Consider the following 15,866-nt stretch of genomic DNA (forward strand, 5'->3'; position numbering starts at 1 on the left):
GTAAAAAGGATACCCATAGACTGGACACTTTGAAAAAAGGTGTTCAATCTATGGGTATCTTGCATTAACGAGCTTTATTTTCCTGGATTAACTATTTAACAGTCTTATTATAAGCGCCAATCTTCTCTGTAATACTCTTAGCTGCGTTATCCAGCGCATCCTTAGGCGCCTTTTTGCCAGTTAGAGCCTCTTCAATCGCTGTTTCGACGATTTGACGGGCTTCTGGGAAGACCCCCATAACCGCTCCTTGGGTTGCTGTGTTGGCTTTCGTTTTGTGCAATTGATCGATGGCTGTTTGGAATTGCGGGTATTTCACAAGGTTCTCTTTGATAATTGCTTCGTCATACGCTTTCTTCGTAATTGGGAAGTAGCCTGTGTTCACGTTCCACCATGCTTGCGTTTGCGGTGTAGTTAGAAATTTAATGAATTCCCAAGCGCCTTGTTGCTCAGCTTCTGATTTGTTATTCAAGATGTAAAGACTCGCACCGCCAACAACAACACCGCCTTCTTTGGCATCGGATGGCTTAGGAAGCGGGCCTGTACCTACTTGGAATTTGCCTTCAGCGCCGGTTACAATCCCGCGAAGCGAAGCTGTGGAATCCAAGGTCATGGCAATTTGACCAGCCAAGAAAGCTTTTTTTGTATCATCGGTTTTACGGCCTAGGTTGGCGGATGTTTTGTTGTCGACCATTTCTTTCCACCAGGTTAAAGTTTTGACGCCGGCTTCATTGTTGACCATAGATTCTGTGGCAGCAGTGGTACGACCATTCCCATTATTGAGGTATTCAACACCTTGGTTAGCAAAGAATTGCTCCATAAACCAGCCGTAGATGGCAAAGGATGAGCCGGATTTCCCATCTTTACTAAGCGCCACAGCAGCTTTCGTGATTTCCTCATACGTAGTCGGTGGTTTCTCTGGGTCAAGACCTGCAGCTTTGAACATGTCTTTGTTGTAATAAAGAATAGGGTTAGAAGTGTTGAAAGGCATGGAATTCAGTTTGCCATCGACTTTATAATAATTCAGAATATTCTCTTCGAGTTGGGAAAGATCGAATTTATCGGCATCGACATACTTTTGAACCGGAGTGATGGCTTTGGAATCGATCATGAAGCGGGAGCCAATTTCGTAAACTTGAATGAGGGACGGGCCGCTTTTGGTATCCATCGATGCTTTCATTTTGTTGATGCTCTCATCATAGGTACCTTGGAATACAGCTTCAACCTGTACATTCTTCTGTGAGCTATTAAAATCAGCCACTAATTTATCGACAGCTTTGCCAAGCTCTCCACTCATGGAGTGCCACCAGATCACTTTAACGGGTTCGGCCCCTTTTTTAACATCTGCTGCAGCAGAACTTGCCGCTGGTTTACTTTCTGCCGTACTGCCAGAAGTCGTTGTTTCAGCCTTGCCGCAAGCACTAGTTAGCAGCACCATAATTGCCGTCATAGCAAGGATGGAGCTTTTCGTTTGCAATGATTTCATAGTTTTCATTTCTCTCCCTTATCTCTTTTGTGAAATATATGGAAATCTAATTCAGCATGTTGCTGAACAGCGCAGCCATCAAGGATGGATTAACCTTTCACAGCACCTGCCGTAAGTCCGCGAACGAGCTGTTTTAAACCAAGAACGAGCAACAAGAGGGATGGCAGCAAGACGATGCTTACACCTGCCAGAACCAAATTCCATACGGTTAATTCTTCGAATTGCAGCATTGCGATACCAATTTGCACGGTACGCATGGCTTCGCTGTTCGTGATGAGCAGTGGCCATAGATACATGTTCCATGCATTTAAAAAGGCATAAACGGCTAGCGTTGCCAAGGCTGGACGTCCGAGTGGAAGCACAATTCGAAGGAACATGCGAAAGTGTCCGCATCCATCGATGCGTGCAGCTTCGAACAGCTCTTTGGGCAGCTGCAAGAAGAATTGCCGCAGAAGGAAGGTTCCGAAGGCAGTAGCTAGGAAAGGAACGGTTAGCCCCTGCATGCTATCGAGCCAGTCCCATTTTTTGATCGTCAAGTAATTGGGAATAATGGTGACTTCCCACGGAATCATCATAGTAGCCATGAAGAGCGCGAAGATAAAGGCTTTGCCTTTAAATCGAATATTAGTGAAGGCATAGGCGGCCATACTTGAGGTAATCAGCTGTCCCAGTGTAATAACGATGGAGACAATGAGACTATTGGTAACAAATTTAGCAATAGGCACAAGCTGGAAAACAGCGATAATACTGCCGATATAGAAGCGGCTAGGCAAGAAGTGAGGCGGGTAGGCCGAAGCTTCCTCAGGCGTCATCAATGCCGATGAGAACGTGTAGAAGATCGGATAAAGAACAAGTGCGGCGCAGATGATCAATAGGATGTAGACGAAAGTATGTTGCAAACGAGTGATCATTGGTAGTGCACCTTCCTTTCAAATACTTTAAACTGAATGACCGTGAAAATAAGGATGATGGTAAAAAGGACAAGTGCTTGCGCGCTGCCGGTACCGAACCGGAAGTTAATAAAGGCATCCTGATATAAAGTGTAAACTAGTACATCCGTGGAGTTGACTGGCCCGCCTTTGGTTAGTATATGAATTTGTCCAAAGGACTGAAAAGCACCGATGATGGACACGATCGTGACGAAGAAGACCGTCGGTGATAGTAAGGGCAGGACGATTTGGACAAAGGTACGAATGGGGCCAGAGCCATCGATTTTGGCACTATCATAGATCTCATCCGGAACACCTTGTAACCCGCTTAGCAGGACAATGTAGGTGAAGCCGAGGTTCATCCAGACCGTCATCATGGAAACAGAAAGCAAGGCCCATCGCGGGGCAGTCAGCCATGCCACAGGCTCTGAGCCGATTTGCTGGAGCAAGTAATTCAGCATGCCGACACTGGGATGAAACAGCATCATCCAGATCACGGCGGATGTTCCGACAGAGAGAACTACTGGCAGTGAGAAAATGAATTGGAAGATTCGCATCCCCTTGAGCTGATTGTGCGTAAGTGCGGCAAGCATCAGGGCAATTACGATCACGGTAGGCACCGTTAGTAGTGTAAATAGGCCTGTCACGCCTAAGCTCTGATAGAATCGCTCTGAGGTGAATATCGCCGTGAAATTGTCGAATCCAACGTAAGCAGCAATCCTACCCCTGGGATCGGTTTCGTGTAAACTTAGATAAAAGGTTTGTATCAGGGGGTAGAACAAAAAGATGGCAAACAATAAAAGAGATGGAAACAAAAAGAGATAACCAAGGATTGTCTCCGTCAAGCTCTGGTTGAGCGCTGCCTTGCGAGGATGCACTGCTTTTACAATCGTTTGTGATTTTCTTGCTTGAGGTAGATCTCTCTCTACTGCATTCATTTCATGCTCCTCCATGACCATTATTAAACCTGTACACCACGTTACTAGACTAACGCTTGTTTATTTAACCAATGTCAAATTCAGATGAAGGTTTTGTATATTTTTAGATAAATTTACAAAAACAATAGAATTTCTTGCGCCGGTGCGATTGCGGAATCTGCTTGGCTACCCTGCGGAGAAGAATACATGAGAAGAACCAATAAACGTTGAATTTACTGGTTCTACTCATGTCATCTTTATTTGTGAGTTTGTGCATATAACAACAACAATGTGTTAAATATCATTATTTATTTATTGCAAAACAATAAATAATGTGATAAATTCAAATCAAATTTAAATGATAAGTGAGGGACTTTTTTATGGAACGTGGATCAACACTCTTTTTAAAGATAGCTGTTATTCTTATGGGAATCCCCGTGCTTGCTTTGTGTATATTTGCAGTGCCTGAGATCGCGAGTTATGCAGTAGAACTATATCCAGATCATTCGTATCTGAAATATCTCTTTACGATTGATTTGTATGCATCGGCGATACCTTTTTACATTGCTTTGTACCAAACATTTAAACTTCTAGGCTATATTGACAAGAACAAAGCTTTCTCGGAATTATCTGTGAGTGTTTTAAAGATAATTAAACGTTGTGCAATCACGATCAGCGGCTTGTATGTGTTAGGGATGCCACTTTTTTATCTCTTTGCTGAGAGAGACGATGCCCCAGGTGTCATCGTCATTGGCATGGTTATAATTTTTGCTTCTATGGTGATTGCCGTTTTCGCTGCTGTTCTCCAGAAGCTTTTGCAAGAGGCAATTGATATAAAATCTGAGAATGATTTGACAGTCTGAGGTGATTACTATGGCGATAATTATTAATATTGATGTGATGTTGGCGAAGAGGAAAATGAGCGTAACAGAGCTCGCAGAGAAGGTTGGAATCACAATGGCAAACCTTTCTATACTGAAAAATGGAAAGGCAAAAGCAATTCGATTATCGACGTTAGAGGCGATTTGTAAGGCTTTAGATTGTCAGCCAGGCGATATATTGGAATACCGAGAGGATAGAAGCACTTAATAAGGGGGGAATAAACATGGACATGAACAATCCGATTATTGACAATATCGCTAACCCCCATGAGCTGGAGCGAATGTATAGAGAAGAACCCGATGCATTTAAACAATCGTTTTCATACGCGTGGGAACAAAACCCGGATTCACAGGTACTTGGCGTATGGTATCAAAGGTTGTATTTCAAAGAAAAGATACTTACCGAGAAAACTTCCTTGTTTCAGAAAGATTTCATATCCATGGGTATCTTAGCCATTTTGGCCGGGATAACTACAAGAATCCTCTTTCATTTTGCCGACGATAATACGATAGCCCCAATTAATATTGTGATTGGTGTACTTCTCTTAATTGCTATCTATTTTGTAACCAATAATGTTCCGAGTAAAAAGGTTCTTTACACCCTTGCATCGTCATTCCTTATCTCTGGGATATTCCTGAATCTGTTGCCAGTAGAGTGGACTGACAGTATTATTCTGGCATATATTCACCTTCCCATATTCTTATGGGTAGTCGTAGGGCTTGCATTTACAGGAAATGAGTATGGCAACGGCAGTACAAGATTAGCCTATCTTAAATTTAATGGCGAACTCGCTATTCTTTACGCCTGCATGGCCATTAGCGGAATGCTGTTAACAGGTTTAACGATGCAGTTATTTAAATTTGTAGGCATGGATATATCTGAATTTTATTTTGAAAATGTCGTTATATTCGGTGCTGCCGCGATGACTCTTGTGGCTACATACCTCGTCTCTAGAAACCTTAAGCTTGCCAAAAATATAGCTCCCTATATTGCCAAAATTTTTAGTCCGCTTGTTCTAGTAACCTTGTTGGTCTATCTCATAACGGTTATAGTGGTCGGAAAAAATCCATTCTTAGATCGAGATTTTCTCCTATCTTTTAACGGAGTACTCCTTGCTGTATTGGCCGTCACCATATTCTCTATTACCGAAAGCAGCAAAGACGAGAAGAAGAACATTTCAGATTATATTAATTTTGCCCTCATTGTCCTTGCTCTGATTGTTGACAGTGTGGCTTTATCCGCCATTGTGTTCAGGCTTTCTTCCTATGGGATATCGCCAAACAGACTTGCCGTTCTAGGCGTAAACATCTTAATCTGGGCCAATCTCATTTGGATTATGCTGTCCTATCTTCGGTTTCTGCAAAACAAAACAGGACCGTTGGCAATCCAGGATGCCGTTACGAAGTATTTGCCGATCTACGGACTGTGGGCAGCATTTGTTACATTTACGTTTCCTTTATTTTTTAAGTAATGCAACTGAAGAATTAAATTTAAGTGATAGAGCAGGCTGCCGGAAGATCGGTGGCTTGTTTTGTTGTGTTGGAATTTTTGATCACATGAAGTCACAAAAGTCTTAGCTGTTCGTATTACCAAAATATGACTTAGATATGACTTTACTCACCTGTTTAAATCAAAATGAAAAGTTATAATAAATCCTGATCGAGTGTACATGGAATTGTCAATTTCAGTGTATTTATTGTTAAATAATTCCATGTATGATGAAAGAGTGAGTAGTAAGAATGTAAGCATTAAAGCTGGTGATAGGGGAGAAGTGAGAATGTCCAAGTTAACTGAGTTTTCAATGAAAAATGTGGCGGCGATTTTCATCGTCATGCTGCTGTTGGTCGTAGGAGGAACCTATTCTACTACCACACTGAAGGTAGAAAGTATGCCAGACATTACATTTCCAGTTGTCATTATTAGCACTACCTATGTAGCACCTCCGAAGGATGTCCTTGACGAAATTACGAAGCCATTAGAGAAGGCTGTTGCGGGGTTGGATGGACTCAAAACGCTAAGCTCCGGATCACAGGACAATTACTCACAGATTATCCTGGAGTTAGACCAAGATAAGAAGCCGGAAGACGTTAAGAAAGATGTTGAGAGCTTGATCTCTAATGTTAAGCTGCCTCAAGGTTCTGAGAAACCCAAAGTGTTAACAGCTGGCTTTGCATCTGACCCTGTTTATTATTTAGCAGTCTACGGTGAAGCTGGAATGAACCAAACCGAGCTGGATAAAGCCTACAAAGATACAATTCTTCCCGGCTTTAATGGGCTCAAGGGAATCGACCATGTAGACTCTGTAGGTAATCAGGATGCGGTACTTACCATTAAGCTTGATGCGCCTGCGATAAATAATTATGGCCTAACGCCATCAGAGGTTTCTACTTTGATCAAAGCCGCATTGGTATCTAGCCCGGCAGGTACGGTAGATTTCAATGGAAATACACAGATGGTTCGAGTCAAAGGTGAACTAGATACAATTTATAACTTAGATAATTTGAAAATCACAACAAAAACAGGCGATACATTGCTTCTCAAACAAATTGCCAAAGTGGAAGCGATCAGCGAGTCCAAGTTCATTGCAAGATTAGATGAACTGCCAGCCATCGGCGTATTGCTTTACAAAACAAAAGCTGCGAATGCGGTAGAATTTGCAGATAGTGCTGACAAGCTTATGACAGACTGGGGCCAAACGCTGCCTGGTGTGAAATTCCACAAAATCTACAATTCTGCCAACGATATTAAAGATTCCATCCACGGAATGGTGCAAGAAGGAGGATTAGGAGCAATACTTGCTTCATTGATGATCTTGCTTTTCCTACGCAATGCACGTATGACAATCATCGTACTCGTATCGATTCCTCTCTCCATTCTTGTTACGTTACTATTTATGGGTCCTCTAGGTATTTCCCTCAACATCATGACATTAGGTGGAATGGCCATTGCTGTCGGGCGAGTCGTGGATGACAGTATCGTCGTTATTGAGAATATTTATAGTCAGCTGCAAAAAGCTCAAGATCGAAATGAATCTGTGATTAAACTAGCAACGAAACAGGTTTCCAGCGCAATTACTTCCTCTACAATTACAACGGTCGGTGTATTTGGTCCTATTGGATTCGTAAGTGGGGTAGTTGGTGAAGTATTCCGTCCATTTGCTATAACACTTGTCGTAGCATTAATGTCTTCATTAATTGTGGCATTAACGGTAATTCCAATGTTGGCGAAGATTATGGTTCTTAAAAGCAAGAAGCTTGCAAGTCACGATGACAATCACGTGGGTCCAATGGGTATGAAATATAAGAAAGCGCTCATCTGGTCCTTGAATAACCGGATCAAAACGTTATTTATGGCTGGGGTTGCCCTTATTATCTCGATCTTCATTACAGTACCTAATTTAGCAGTAGCTTTCATGCCGGATAGTGAAGCTGTCAAACAAGGTGTAATTGAGATTAAAATGCCGCGAGAAACATCCATTGAGATGATGAATGAGAAGTCCAAAGAACTTGCAAAAGCTTTGAAATTACACACTGACAAAGCGGGTAAACCTGCATTCAAGTACATTGAATCTCTTGTTGGATATAACCAAAGCAGTGATCGATTTGCTTATCGCGCGATGATGTTCTTCGAGCTAACAGCGGAAACAAATGCGACTGAAGGTGTCAAAGCATATAAGGAAGATATGTTGAAACTGATGCCTCAAGGGTCAGATGTGAATATACAATTGTTTACTGGAGGGCCTCCTACTTCTACTGGAGCTGATTTCTCCTACTCCCTGAAAGGGGATGACCAGCTTTATCTGAAGCAAGCTTCAGAGTTAATCAAAGATAAAATGAAAGAATTCCCTGAACTGAACGACATTAAAGACAGCTTGAGTGATTCCAAAACCGAAGTCGAGATTGTTGTAAATCAAAATAAAGCACGCTTATACGGACTTTCCAGTGCTCAAATTTTGCAATCTGTCAACGCATGGATAGCAGAAGAGAAGCTTGGCGATCTGAAATTTAATAACATTACTTATGCAACTAAAGTTATGTTGAATCCTGTGTACAAAAACTCTGTAGATAAACTGGGTACTTTCTTGATTAAGACGCCTACTGGGCAAACGATACAGTTAAATGAAGTAGCTCGCGTTGAACAGATTGATGCACCGAATAGCATTAGTCGTGAAGATCAAGAACAAATTGTTAGTGTAAGAGCCAAAATTGAATCCACGGATAAAGGCGGCGTCAGCAAGAAAATTACGGAAGAATTAGCCAAGTTAGAACTACCTTCTGGCGTCACTCGTGAAGTAAAGGGTGTATCCGACGATATTCAAAAAAGTTTCATGCAAATGTTTATGGCCATCATTGCATCTATTTTCATTGTTTACATGGTTATGGTTATTGCCTTTGGTAATGCTAGAGCGCCGCTCGCTATTCTGTTTTCACTGCCGCTAGCAGCTATTGGAGGCCTTTTAGGACTACTAATAACGGGTGAATCGATCAATGTAACATCACTCATTGGCTTCCTCATGCTGATCGGTATCGTTGTAACCAACGCGATTGTACTCGTAGACCGCGTGCAGCAACTAAGAGAGCAAGATTATTCGATTCGTGATTCACTAATTGAAGCTGGGATTACGAGGTTAAGACCTATTATCATGACGGCAGGTGCAACGATACTTGCACTGATGCCATTAGGACTTGGGTTATCCAAAGGAACAATCATTTCCAAAGGTTTGGCAGTTGTCGTTATTGGCGGTCTTACGACTTCAACGCTACTAACGCTCGTGATCGTGCCAATTATGTATGAGATTCTATTTAAGAAAAGAGAAGGCGGCTTCTTCAAGAGAAAACGAAAACCGAATGTCATTCAATCAGAGCAAGTATCATCTGCACAATAATCATCTATCAAGGGGAAAAGGGGAAAATGAATATGAAACGTCAGTTGTTTATGATCAAACAGAGTACCAAGATATTCGGTGTCCTCGCGCTTAGCGCGGCGATAGCCGTAGGATGTTCCTCATCACCAGCAGTAAGCCCTGCGGCAACAACAGCTGCCCAGCAAGGGGATAAAGTAGTGAAAACCGCAAAAGTTACGAAGCAAAAGATTGGTGAACCCGTCGAACAGGTGGGTGATGTTGTATCATCTGTTCAATTAGATATTGTCGCCAAGTCGGGGGGCGAAGTCATTGAAATCGTGAAAAAACGTGGAGATATCGTTGAGAAGGGCGAAGTGCTTCTCCGCTTGGATCCAACGGATGTGCTGATACAAAGGGATTTGAATGCAGTAAGCATCAAAGGAGCACAGGCTGGACTGACAGCGGCTAGGCAAAATACATCGAATGGTATCGAAGATGCCAAAGACCGTGTTGCTAAGATGGAGACCGCGGTTAGTGACCTGGAGAAAGCCTATAGCAGGGTTCACAATGAATACGATCTAGGAACAGCAACGAAATCCGATTTAGAACAGATGGAAACGAAGCTAAACAATACCAAAAAAGATCTGGCCAGCGAACGTAGATCGCTGAAAACCATGCAGGAGACGAATTCATTGGCACAAGCGGAGTCCAGTTTGGAATCGGCGCAAGTAAGTGCCAAGAATATCGATAGAGCTCTTAGTAATCTTGAGATAAAAGCACCAGCTTCTGGTGTGTTGACGGATCTTACTATTACGCTCGGTCAGACATTAGCGCCAGGCGGTCGTGTAGGGGAAGTTCAACAAACGAATCCAGTTAAAATCAAATCCCAACTTAGTGAAGAGTCAGCTAACCTTGTTAGAGGTAAGAGTGAATTGATATTCTACATCCCGGGAGTAACGACGAAAGCCGGAGCCAAGGTAACCTACTTGTCGGATGTCATGAATGGTCAATCCAAAGCTTATGATCTGGAACTGGAAGTTCCGAATCCAGATGGCAAGCTGAAACCAGGATCTAAGGCACAAGTGGAACTAACCAAAGATGATGAACAAAACGTACCCGTCATTCCAAGCCTTAGCATCGTTCGTGAAGGCGGAAATAACTTTGCTTATGTTGTAAGTGGCGATAAGGTACAAAAGCGTAAACTTGAACTTGGTCGATTGAATGAGACGAATCAGGAAGTTATTTCAGGAGTTAAAGAAGGCGAGATTCTGGTAATCTCCGGACAACATCAACTGAAAGATCAAGACACGATAAAAGTGAGTAACTAACCTAATTAGTTTGAGGAGGAGACATAAGTGAATAAGAAGATGAAGAGATCTCTGGCAACTCTTGTTCTATCAGCTGTACTTTTATCTGCAGCATCTTTACCTGCATGGGCTGCGGATGGTCAGAACTTGGGAGCACTTGCTGCAGCAAGTAAGAATGCTAGCTACACGCTTTCCAATAAAATTGAGGTTGAAATCAAAAGCATGCTAAATGAGCACGAATCGGATTCGACAAGGTTAGGCACAGTCATTCGAATTCGAAATACGAGTGATAAAATCACGCGTGTACCTGATTTTGAACTACGCGTTCTGATGGCAGACGGTATCGAATATACACTGCAGCCTAGTGCCAAAAACGCGAAGTCCATTCAACCCAAGAGTCAACTGGAGCTCAGCTACTTGTCCATAGTTGAACGGAGTGACGATGTGGATTTAACAAGCCTCAACTTTATAGATGTGGATATGGAAGTGTATCCGAAGGAAGAAACAACATTGCTTACGATACCTGTCGATGCTGGTATCGTTTGGTACGGCAGTGATAGTACAATTATGAATTCATCCGCAATTCTTAAATGGGGAGAAGCATTTACCTTACCTTCATTGCGCTCGACCCTTGAATTCGTTCCTGTAGACATTCATAAGGAAATTACAGCCAAAGGCGTTTCTACGGTTGTTCAAATTGGGGTCGTAAATCCAACCAAAGAGCGTCAGACTGTACCTAACTTTGGGATCGATGGAAAGTCAGAAAGTAAGATTTATTCCGGCAGTCGTGCCGAAGCTGCGGTCACGTTAGATCCAGGTGAGAAGAAATATATCCATATTGTCATACCAACAGATCTAGATACGAAATTCACCAGTCTGAATGTCGTTACACCAGAGAGTTTTGCTGTTTCATTGGCTGAAGGTAAGTTCCTTGAAGATACCTACCGTGTAGGTCGTCTCAATATTCTTCTGCCATCAGGAGCTGTAACACAGGGTGTCATCCCAGCACCCGAATATACATTAGGTACGCCAGTTAGACTAGATTCAACGAATAAATTCGTTCCTTCGAATGTCGATCTGTCTTTAGTTGAATTACATGTAACAAGTAATGAAGACGATGGATTCAATACGGCAGTGGCCAAATTTAAATTGACGAACAACAGTGACCGTCCGATCCCAATTCCAGCTATCCAAACTGAGCTTGTTAGTGTAGATGGATACGCTTATGGCGGAAGAAGACAGGAATCTACAGCTCTAAGTGTTGTTCCTAATGCTTCGTATGTTGTGAGTTATTCGTATGCACTTCCAGCTTCAGAGACAGGTGAAGGTCTTAAAATGAACCTCTACAGCCAACAATCGAATGGAGAACTAGCATATAAATCACTTCTTGCCTCAGCAAAGGTACCTGTTCAGGAGAATGACCTGAGGGGTAAAACGCTTAACGTTTATCCTTATGAAATTACCATTAAAGATTGGTCAATTTCAGCTATTTACCAAGCTAGTATGATGTATGATTATAAATTGAAGTTGGATTTGAGTATTAAGCCAGATAAAAACGTTACGGTTGATAAATTTAACAGTAAGCTCTCATTCGAATTATTTGATAATGTTGGAAACCCAGTTGGAAAAACAGTAGAAGCATTGTCAGGTGAAGGTCGTTTGTACAATGGTACAAACACGATAAATCTAAACGCGAGATCGAACCAGCTGGATTTCCCGATTCAAGTCAAAGTATTTGAGATGTTTACGAACGAATATGGTGAATCCGTTAAGCGGTTGTTGACTTCTTTCAAACAATAGTTCGATATAATAGACCGATGTCCCCTTAACTTGGGAACATCGGTTTTGCTTTGTAATGGTTCCGAAACTAAAAAATTAGCGGGAATGCGATTATTGTTGTTATAATATCGTTTAAGGCTCGGTCACGGTCACTTAAGAACAAAGGGGTCAATGAGATGCTATCCTGGATTCGAAATGTAATTATGATTAATCGCAGCTTCAGGGTGAAACTTATTCTCAGTTTATCCATCATTATTTTATTGGCATTTTGCTTGACCGGATATTTAACGTACCGCTATAACTTAAAGCTGTTCGAGGAAGAGATCAGTAAGCAATTTACAAGCACGAACGAAGAAGCGTTAGCGAAGCTGGACCTTAAGGTGCAAGAAGTTGTTCGTATTTCACAAACGGTTGTATTTAATCCATCGATTGAAAAAGTGATTTCACGCATTAATCTGAACGAAGATTCGGATGCTTTTGACCGCTATTACGATAAGAAGTTAATCGAGGATCAGGTCTACCAACTCAAATCGGATGCGCCTTATATTACAGGGATGTACCTATATGACTTGAATGGGAATCCATCGTATTTCAGCTATACGACTGCTGCCATTAATGTTCCTGACGAAAATGTATTCAAAGTGATTCGTTCCAAAATTAGCGATACCTCTGGCGATCTCGTGTGGATTAGCGTACCATTAGCATCATCTATTGAGCCAAGTGGTTATAGAAATACGATCATTGTGGCAAGGTTTATGAAAAATAGTAGTTTGACGACTTACGGTGTACTCGTTATGGCTTTCGACGAATCTTTCTTCTCAGGCTCTCTCAAGGAGTTGACGAAGGCAGGCCAGGGGCAAGTGTATTTGTTTAATAAGAATAGAGAACTGTTATTTACGAATTCGCCCGTTCAATTAAATCAGTTATCGCTGCTTCAAAATATGAATTCAACCCAATTAATGGAGCATCATTTGTATGTGCAAGGAGAATCCGAAGTAACCAATTTCAAGCTCGTTAGTGGAACTTCACTAACTGAGATTCAATCTAGAAGTCGCGATTTGTTCAAAATGATTGTGTATTCTGGTTTGGTTAGTATTATACTTGCCAGTGTGCTAATTGTACTTTCCACGGGGAATTTACTCCGACCGCTCAAGGATTTAATGCTAGGACTCCGCAAAGTCCGCTCAGGTGATTTCGATGCACGAATTGAAATACGTACCCACGATGAGTTGGCCTATATGGGGGAAAGCTTTAATGCAATGGCTGAACAAGTTGGGCGGCTAATTAAGGAAGTATATCTAACACAATTAAGTGAGAAAGAAGCTGAGTTGAAGGCCTTACAGGCGCAATTGAATCCTCATTTTCTGCACAACATGTTCAATGAAATTTATTGGAAGCTATACCTGCAAGATGAAACCGAGACTGCCGCCTTAATCGCTGCCATTTCGGAGATGCTCAAATATTCCTTGATGCCTGTTCGAACACTGACGACGGTTAAGGAAGAATTCCAGCAGATCCGTAACTATTTGAAAATACAGAAGGAACTGTTTGAGAAGGATTTGGAAACTATCATTCAACTAGATGAGGATGTCATGGACGTTCAGGTAATGCGTTCACTGTTGCAGCCGTTAGTTGAAAATGTATTTATGCATGCTTTTCGCAATATGGTTTCACATAAAGTATTGATCATCAAGGCAAGCAGCCGCGGCGACTACCTTGAGATTGATGTTACCGATAATGGGTGTGGCATGGATGAGAAGGCTATTTCACAAATATTGGGGGTTCAGGGCACTTCATTACCTTATCGTACAGATGGACGAGAAAGTCTAGGCGTACGGAGTGTTGTGAGAAGGATTGAGTTGGTATATGGCCCGCCATTCCGAATGGAAATCGCTAGCGTCATAGGAAGTGGAACCAACATGCGCCTTATTCTGCCTCTTCTAACGAATGATGAAAGGAGATCACTGGAATGAGAAGCGGAAGAGTGTTGATTGTCGAAGATCAGTTGAATTTTAGAAAAGGGCTAGTCAAGATGCTCCAAGGTGGAGAGCTCGGTTGGCAAGTGGTCGGAGAGGCGGGTAATGGGCAGGACGCCTTGATACTGCTTGATGAGCTTCAGCCTGATCTGGTCTTAACGGACATTCGGATGCCAATTATGGATGGTATTGAATTCGTAGGGCATCTGAGGAAAAATTATCCGGATATGATAGTGATTATTTTGACAGGATTCAAAAATTTCGAATACGCGCAAGCCGCTGTAAGGCTGGGAGCGTTAGATATTCTAATCAAGCCGTGCACGGAAGAGGATGTCCGTCAGATCATGAACAAAGCGTCCGAGCGGTTCTATCAGAAGTATGCGCATCAGCAGAAACAGCACTTGCAAAATCAGTTGCAGCAAGATCAAGAACTTCGAGCGGTATTGCTGGACCTTCCTTATGAAATGAGCACATTACCTGGCTTGAATCAAATGTTGTCGGGTAAAGAATTGTGGTTGTTGCAAATGAACAATGAGGATCTAGCCAATAAAGCGAATAGTAAGAGAGACATGAGTTTGCTGCAATTTGCCTTATCCAACATTGTGGAAGAGCTAATGAAAGTAGCTGGTGTGGAAGCACGCCTCTTACTAGTAGAGCATGATACGTTCCTCTTAGTGGCAGGATTGCATACGGTGGAGGAAACGCTGCAAAGCAGTATTCCAACGGCATCATTTGAATATTTGAAAATTCGTACAGGCATGGTTTCAATGGGGCTAGCACCTTCCGCGATTGATTTGGCACAATTGTATCTGATAACGAAAGAGGCTGTCGCAGATCCTATTAAGCTCCCTTCCTTAAGTGGAAGTGAAGCGGGATCCGGCATCATGCTCTCCCTTAATCAGGCAAGGGTCAGAGAAATGGAAGTTCAGCTCATGTCAGCTATTCTAGTGGGACAAGAAGACAGCCTGAATGTACTGTTGAATCGCTTGATACATGAGCTGAGCCTCACATCCCCAGAGGAGATGCGACTTGGCGCATTGTCTCTGTCTATTGCAATGCATGGAACGATACAGAAACAGTTTGATCCTGACGATCAGAATTCGCTGGCTAGGCTCCCGAATGAAATGCCTCAAATCCAATGGACCTCGAAGGAAGTGCTGGATTGGGCGTCTGAGCAAGTGAAGCATTTCCTGCTCCAATTCAATCAATGGCAGGCATCCAAAAGTGATAATGTGGTCGAGCGAGCTATTAAATATATTGAGGAACACTACAATGAGGAATGCCGTTTGACGGATGTGGCTTCTCATATTCATTTAAATCCAAGTTACTTCAGTGTTGTTTTCAAAAAAAACACGGGAGAAAGTTTTACACGATTCGTTACTCGGGTACGTATGGATAAAGCGGCTTTGCTTCTGAGGAATACGGATATGAAAATATTTGAAATTGCTTGTGCCATAGGGTTTGATGAACCGAATTATTTCACGAATGTATTCAAGCAGCAGTTCCAAATGTCACCTAAAGAATATAGAAGTAGTAAGTGATTATTACGTGTATGAAATAAACATCAAAAAACTTGCTCAAACATGAGCAAGTTTTTTTGTTGGGTGAGATAGTCGAAAAAATCGACTATGTCGGGAAAAAGCGGCGCGTGCAGGGTTGAGATAGTCGAAAAAATCGACTATCTCGGGTAAAAGCAGCGCGCGCAGGGTTGAGATAGTCGAAAAAATCGACTATCTCGGGCAGAAGCAGC

At 42.3% G+C, this 15,866-nt stretch carries 11 protein-coding genes; 8 read left to right on the plus strand and 3 right to left on the minus strand.

From position 1 onward, the window contains the following. Positions 1–91: 91 nt before the first annotated feature. The 3 genes from ASG89_RS06355 to ASG89_RS06365 all read right to left on the minus strand — a co-directional run bounded on the left by ASG89_RS06355 (position 92) and on the right by ASG89_RS06365 (position 3,350). The gene (locus tag ASG89_RS06355) at positions 92–1,483 is read right to left on the minus strand and encodes an ABC transporter substrate-binding protein (RefSeq protein WP_057309763.1); all 1,392 of its coding nucleotides are present in this window, start codon (positions 1,481–1,483) and stop codon (positions 92–94) included. Positions 1,484–1,572: 89 nt separating this feature from the next. Next, on the minus strand, positions 1,573–2,394 hold the full coding sequence (locus tag ASG89_RS06360) for a carbohydrate ABC transporter permease (protein ID WP_057309764.1): 822 nt from the start codon (positions 2,392–2,394) through the stop codon (positions 1,573–1,575). Continuing rightward, positions 2,391–3,350 carry a carbohydrate ABC transporter permease gene (locus ASG89_RS06365; RefSeq protein WP_057309765.1) on the minus strand — a complete coding sequence of 320 codons (960 nt, stop codon included), beginning with the start codon at positions 3,348–3,350 and terminating at the stop codon, positions 2,391–2,393. The genes ASG89_RS06360 and ASG89_RS06365 overlap by 4 nt, the downstream gene beginning before the upstream one ends. Before the next feature lie 359 nt (positions 3,351–3,709). On the opposite strand from ASG89_RS06365, the gene ASG89_RS06370 reads away from it, so the two are divergent. The 8 genes from ASG89_RS06370 to ASG89_RS06405 all read left to right on the plus strand — a co-directional run bounded on the left by ASG89_RS06370 (position 3,710) and on the right by ASG89_RS06405 (position 15,657). Then, entirely contained in the window at positions 3,710–4,192 is a 483-nt protein-coding gene (locus ASG89_RS06370) for a DUF2975 domain-containing protein (protein WP_057309766.1), read from the plus strand. Between the two features lie 10 nt (positions 4,193–4,202). Beyond that, positions 4,203–4,418 carry a helix-turn-helix domain-containing protein gene (locus ASG89_RS06375; RefSeq protein ID WP_057309767.1) on the plus strand — a complete coding sequence of 72 codons (216 nt, stop codon included), beginning with the start codon at positions 4,203–4,205 and terminating at the stop codon, positions 4,416–4,418. A 16-nt stretch (positions 4,419–4,434) separates the two neighbouring features. Beyond that, entirely contained in the window at positions 4,435–5,682 is a 1,248-nt protein-coding gene (locus ASG89_RS06380; RefSeq protein ID WP_057309768.1) for a DUF4153 domain-containing protein, read from the plus strand. Between the two features lie 306 nt (positions 5,683–5,988). Continuing rightward, complete coding sequence (locus tag ASG89_RS06385) at positions 5,989–9,096, plus strand: efflux RND transporter permease subunit (RefSeq protein ID WP_057309769.1); 3,108 nt, start codon at positions 5,989–5,991, stop codon at positions 9,094–9,096. Between the two features lie 26 nt (positions 9,097–9,122). Continuing rightward, positions 9,123–10,382: an efflux RND transporter periplasmic adaptor subunit gene (locus ASG89_RS06390; protein ID WP_057309770.1), complete on the plus strand. Its 1,260-nt coding sequence runs from the start codon at positions 9,123–9,125 to the stop codon at positions 10,380–10,382. Positions 10,383–10,409: 27 nt separating this feature from the next. Continuing rightward, positions 10,410–12,161, plus strand: coding sequence for a hypothetical protein (locus ASG89_RS06395; protein ID WP_057309771.1), 1,752 nt, complete (start codon positions 10,410–10,412; stop codon positions 12,159–12,161). Between the two features lie 155 nt (positions 12,162–12,316). Beyond that, the gene (locus tag ASG89_RS06400) at positions 12,317–14,113 is read left to right on the plus strand and encodes a sensor histidine kinase (protein WP_057309772.1); all 1,797 of its coding nucleotides are present in this window, start codon (positions 12,317–12,319) and stop codon (positions 14,111–14,113) included. Further along, positions 14,110–15,657, plus strand: a complete 1,548-nt coding sequence (locus tag ASG89_RS06405; RefSeq protein ID WP_057309773.1) for a response regulator — start codon at positions 14,110–14,112, stop codon at positions 15,655–15,657. Before ASG89_RS06400 ends, ASG89_RS06405 begins: the two co-directional genes overlap by 4 nt. Positions 15,658–15,866: the final 209 nt, after the last annotated feature.

The organism is Paenibacillus sp. Soil766, assembly GCF_001428105.1.
Taxonomy (GTDB): domain Bacteria; phylum Bacillota; class Bacilli; order Paenibacillales; family NBRC-103111; genus Paenibacillus_E.

Coding starts and splice junctions, on each gene's coding strand:
- ASG89_RS06355 (WP_057309763.1), bottom strand. CDS start 1,483: ATGAAATCATTGCAAACGAAAAGCTCCATCCTTGCTATGACGGCAATT.
- ASG89_RS06360 (WP_057309764.1), bottom strand. CDS start 2,394: ATGATCACTCGTTTGCAACATACTTTCGTCTACATCCTATTGATCATC.
- ASG89_RS06365 (WP_057309765.1), bottom strand. CDS start 3,350: ATGAATGCAGTAGAGAGAGATCTACCTCAAGCAAGAAAATCACAAACG.
- ASG89_RS06370 (WP_057309766.1), top strand. CDS start 3,710: ATGGAACGTGGATCAACACTCTTTTTAAAGATAGCTGTTATTCTTATG.
- ASG89_RS06375 (WP_057309767.1), top strand. CDS start 4,203: ATGGCGATAATTATTAATATTGATGTGATGTTGGCGAAGAGGAAAATG.
- ASG89_RS06380 (WP_057309768.1), top strand. CDS start 4,435: ATGGACATGAACAATCCGATTATTGACAATATCGCTAACCCCCATGAG.
- ASG89_RS06385 (WP_057309769.1), top strand. CDS start 5,989: ATGTCCAAGTTAACTGAGTTTTCAATGAAAAATGTGGCGGCGATTTTC.
- ASG89_RS06390 (WP_057309770.1), top strand. CDS start 9,123: ATGAATATGAAACGTCAGTTGTTTATGATCAAACAGAGTACCAAGATA.
- ASG89_RS06400 (WP_057309772.1), top strand. CDS start 12,317: ATGCTATCCTGGATTCGAAATGTAATTATGATTAATCGCAGCTTCAGG.
- ASG89_RS06405 (WP_057309773.1), top strand. CDS start 14,110: ATGAGAAGCGGAAGAGTGTTGATTGTCGAAGATCAGTTGAATTTTAGA.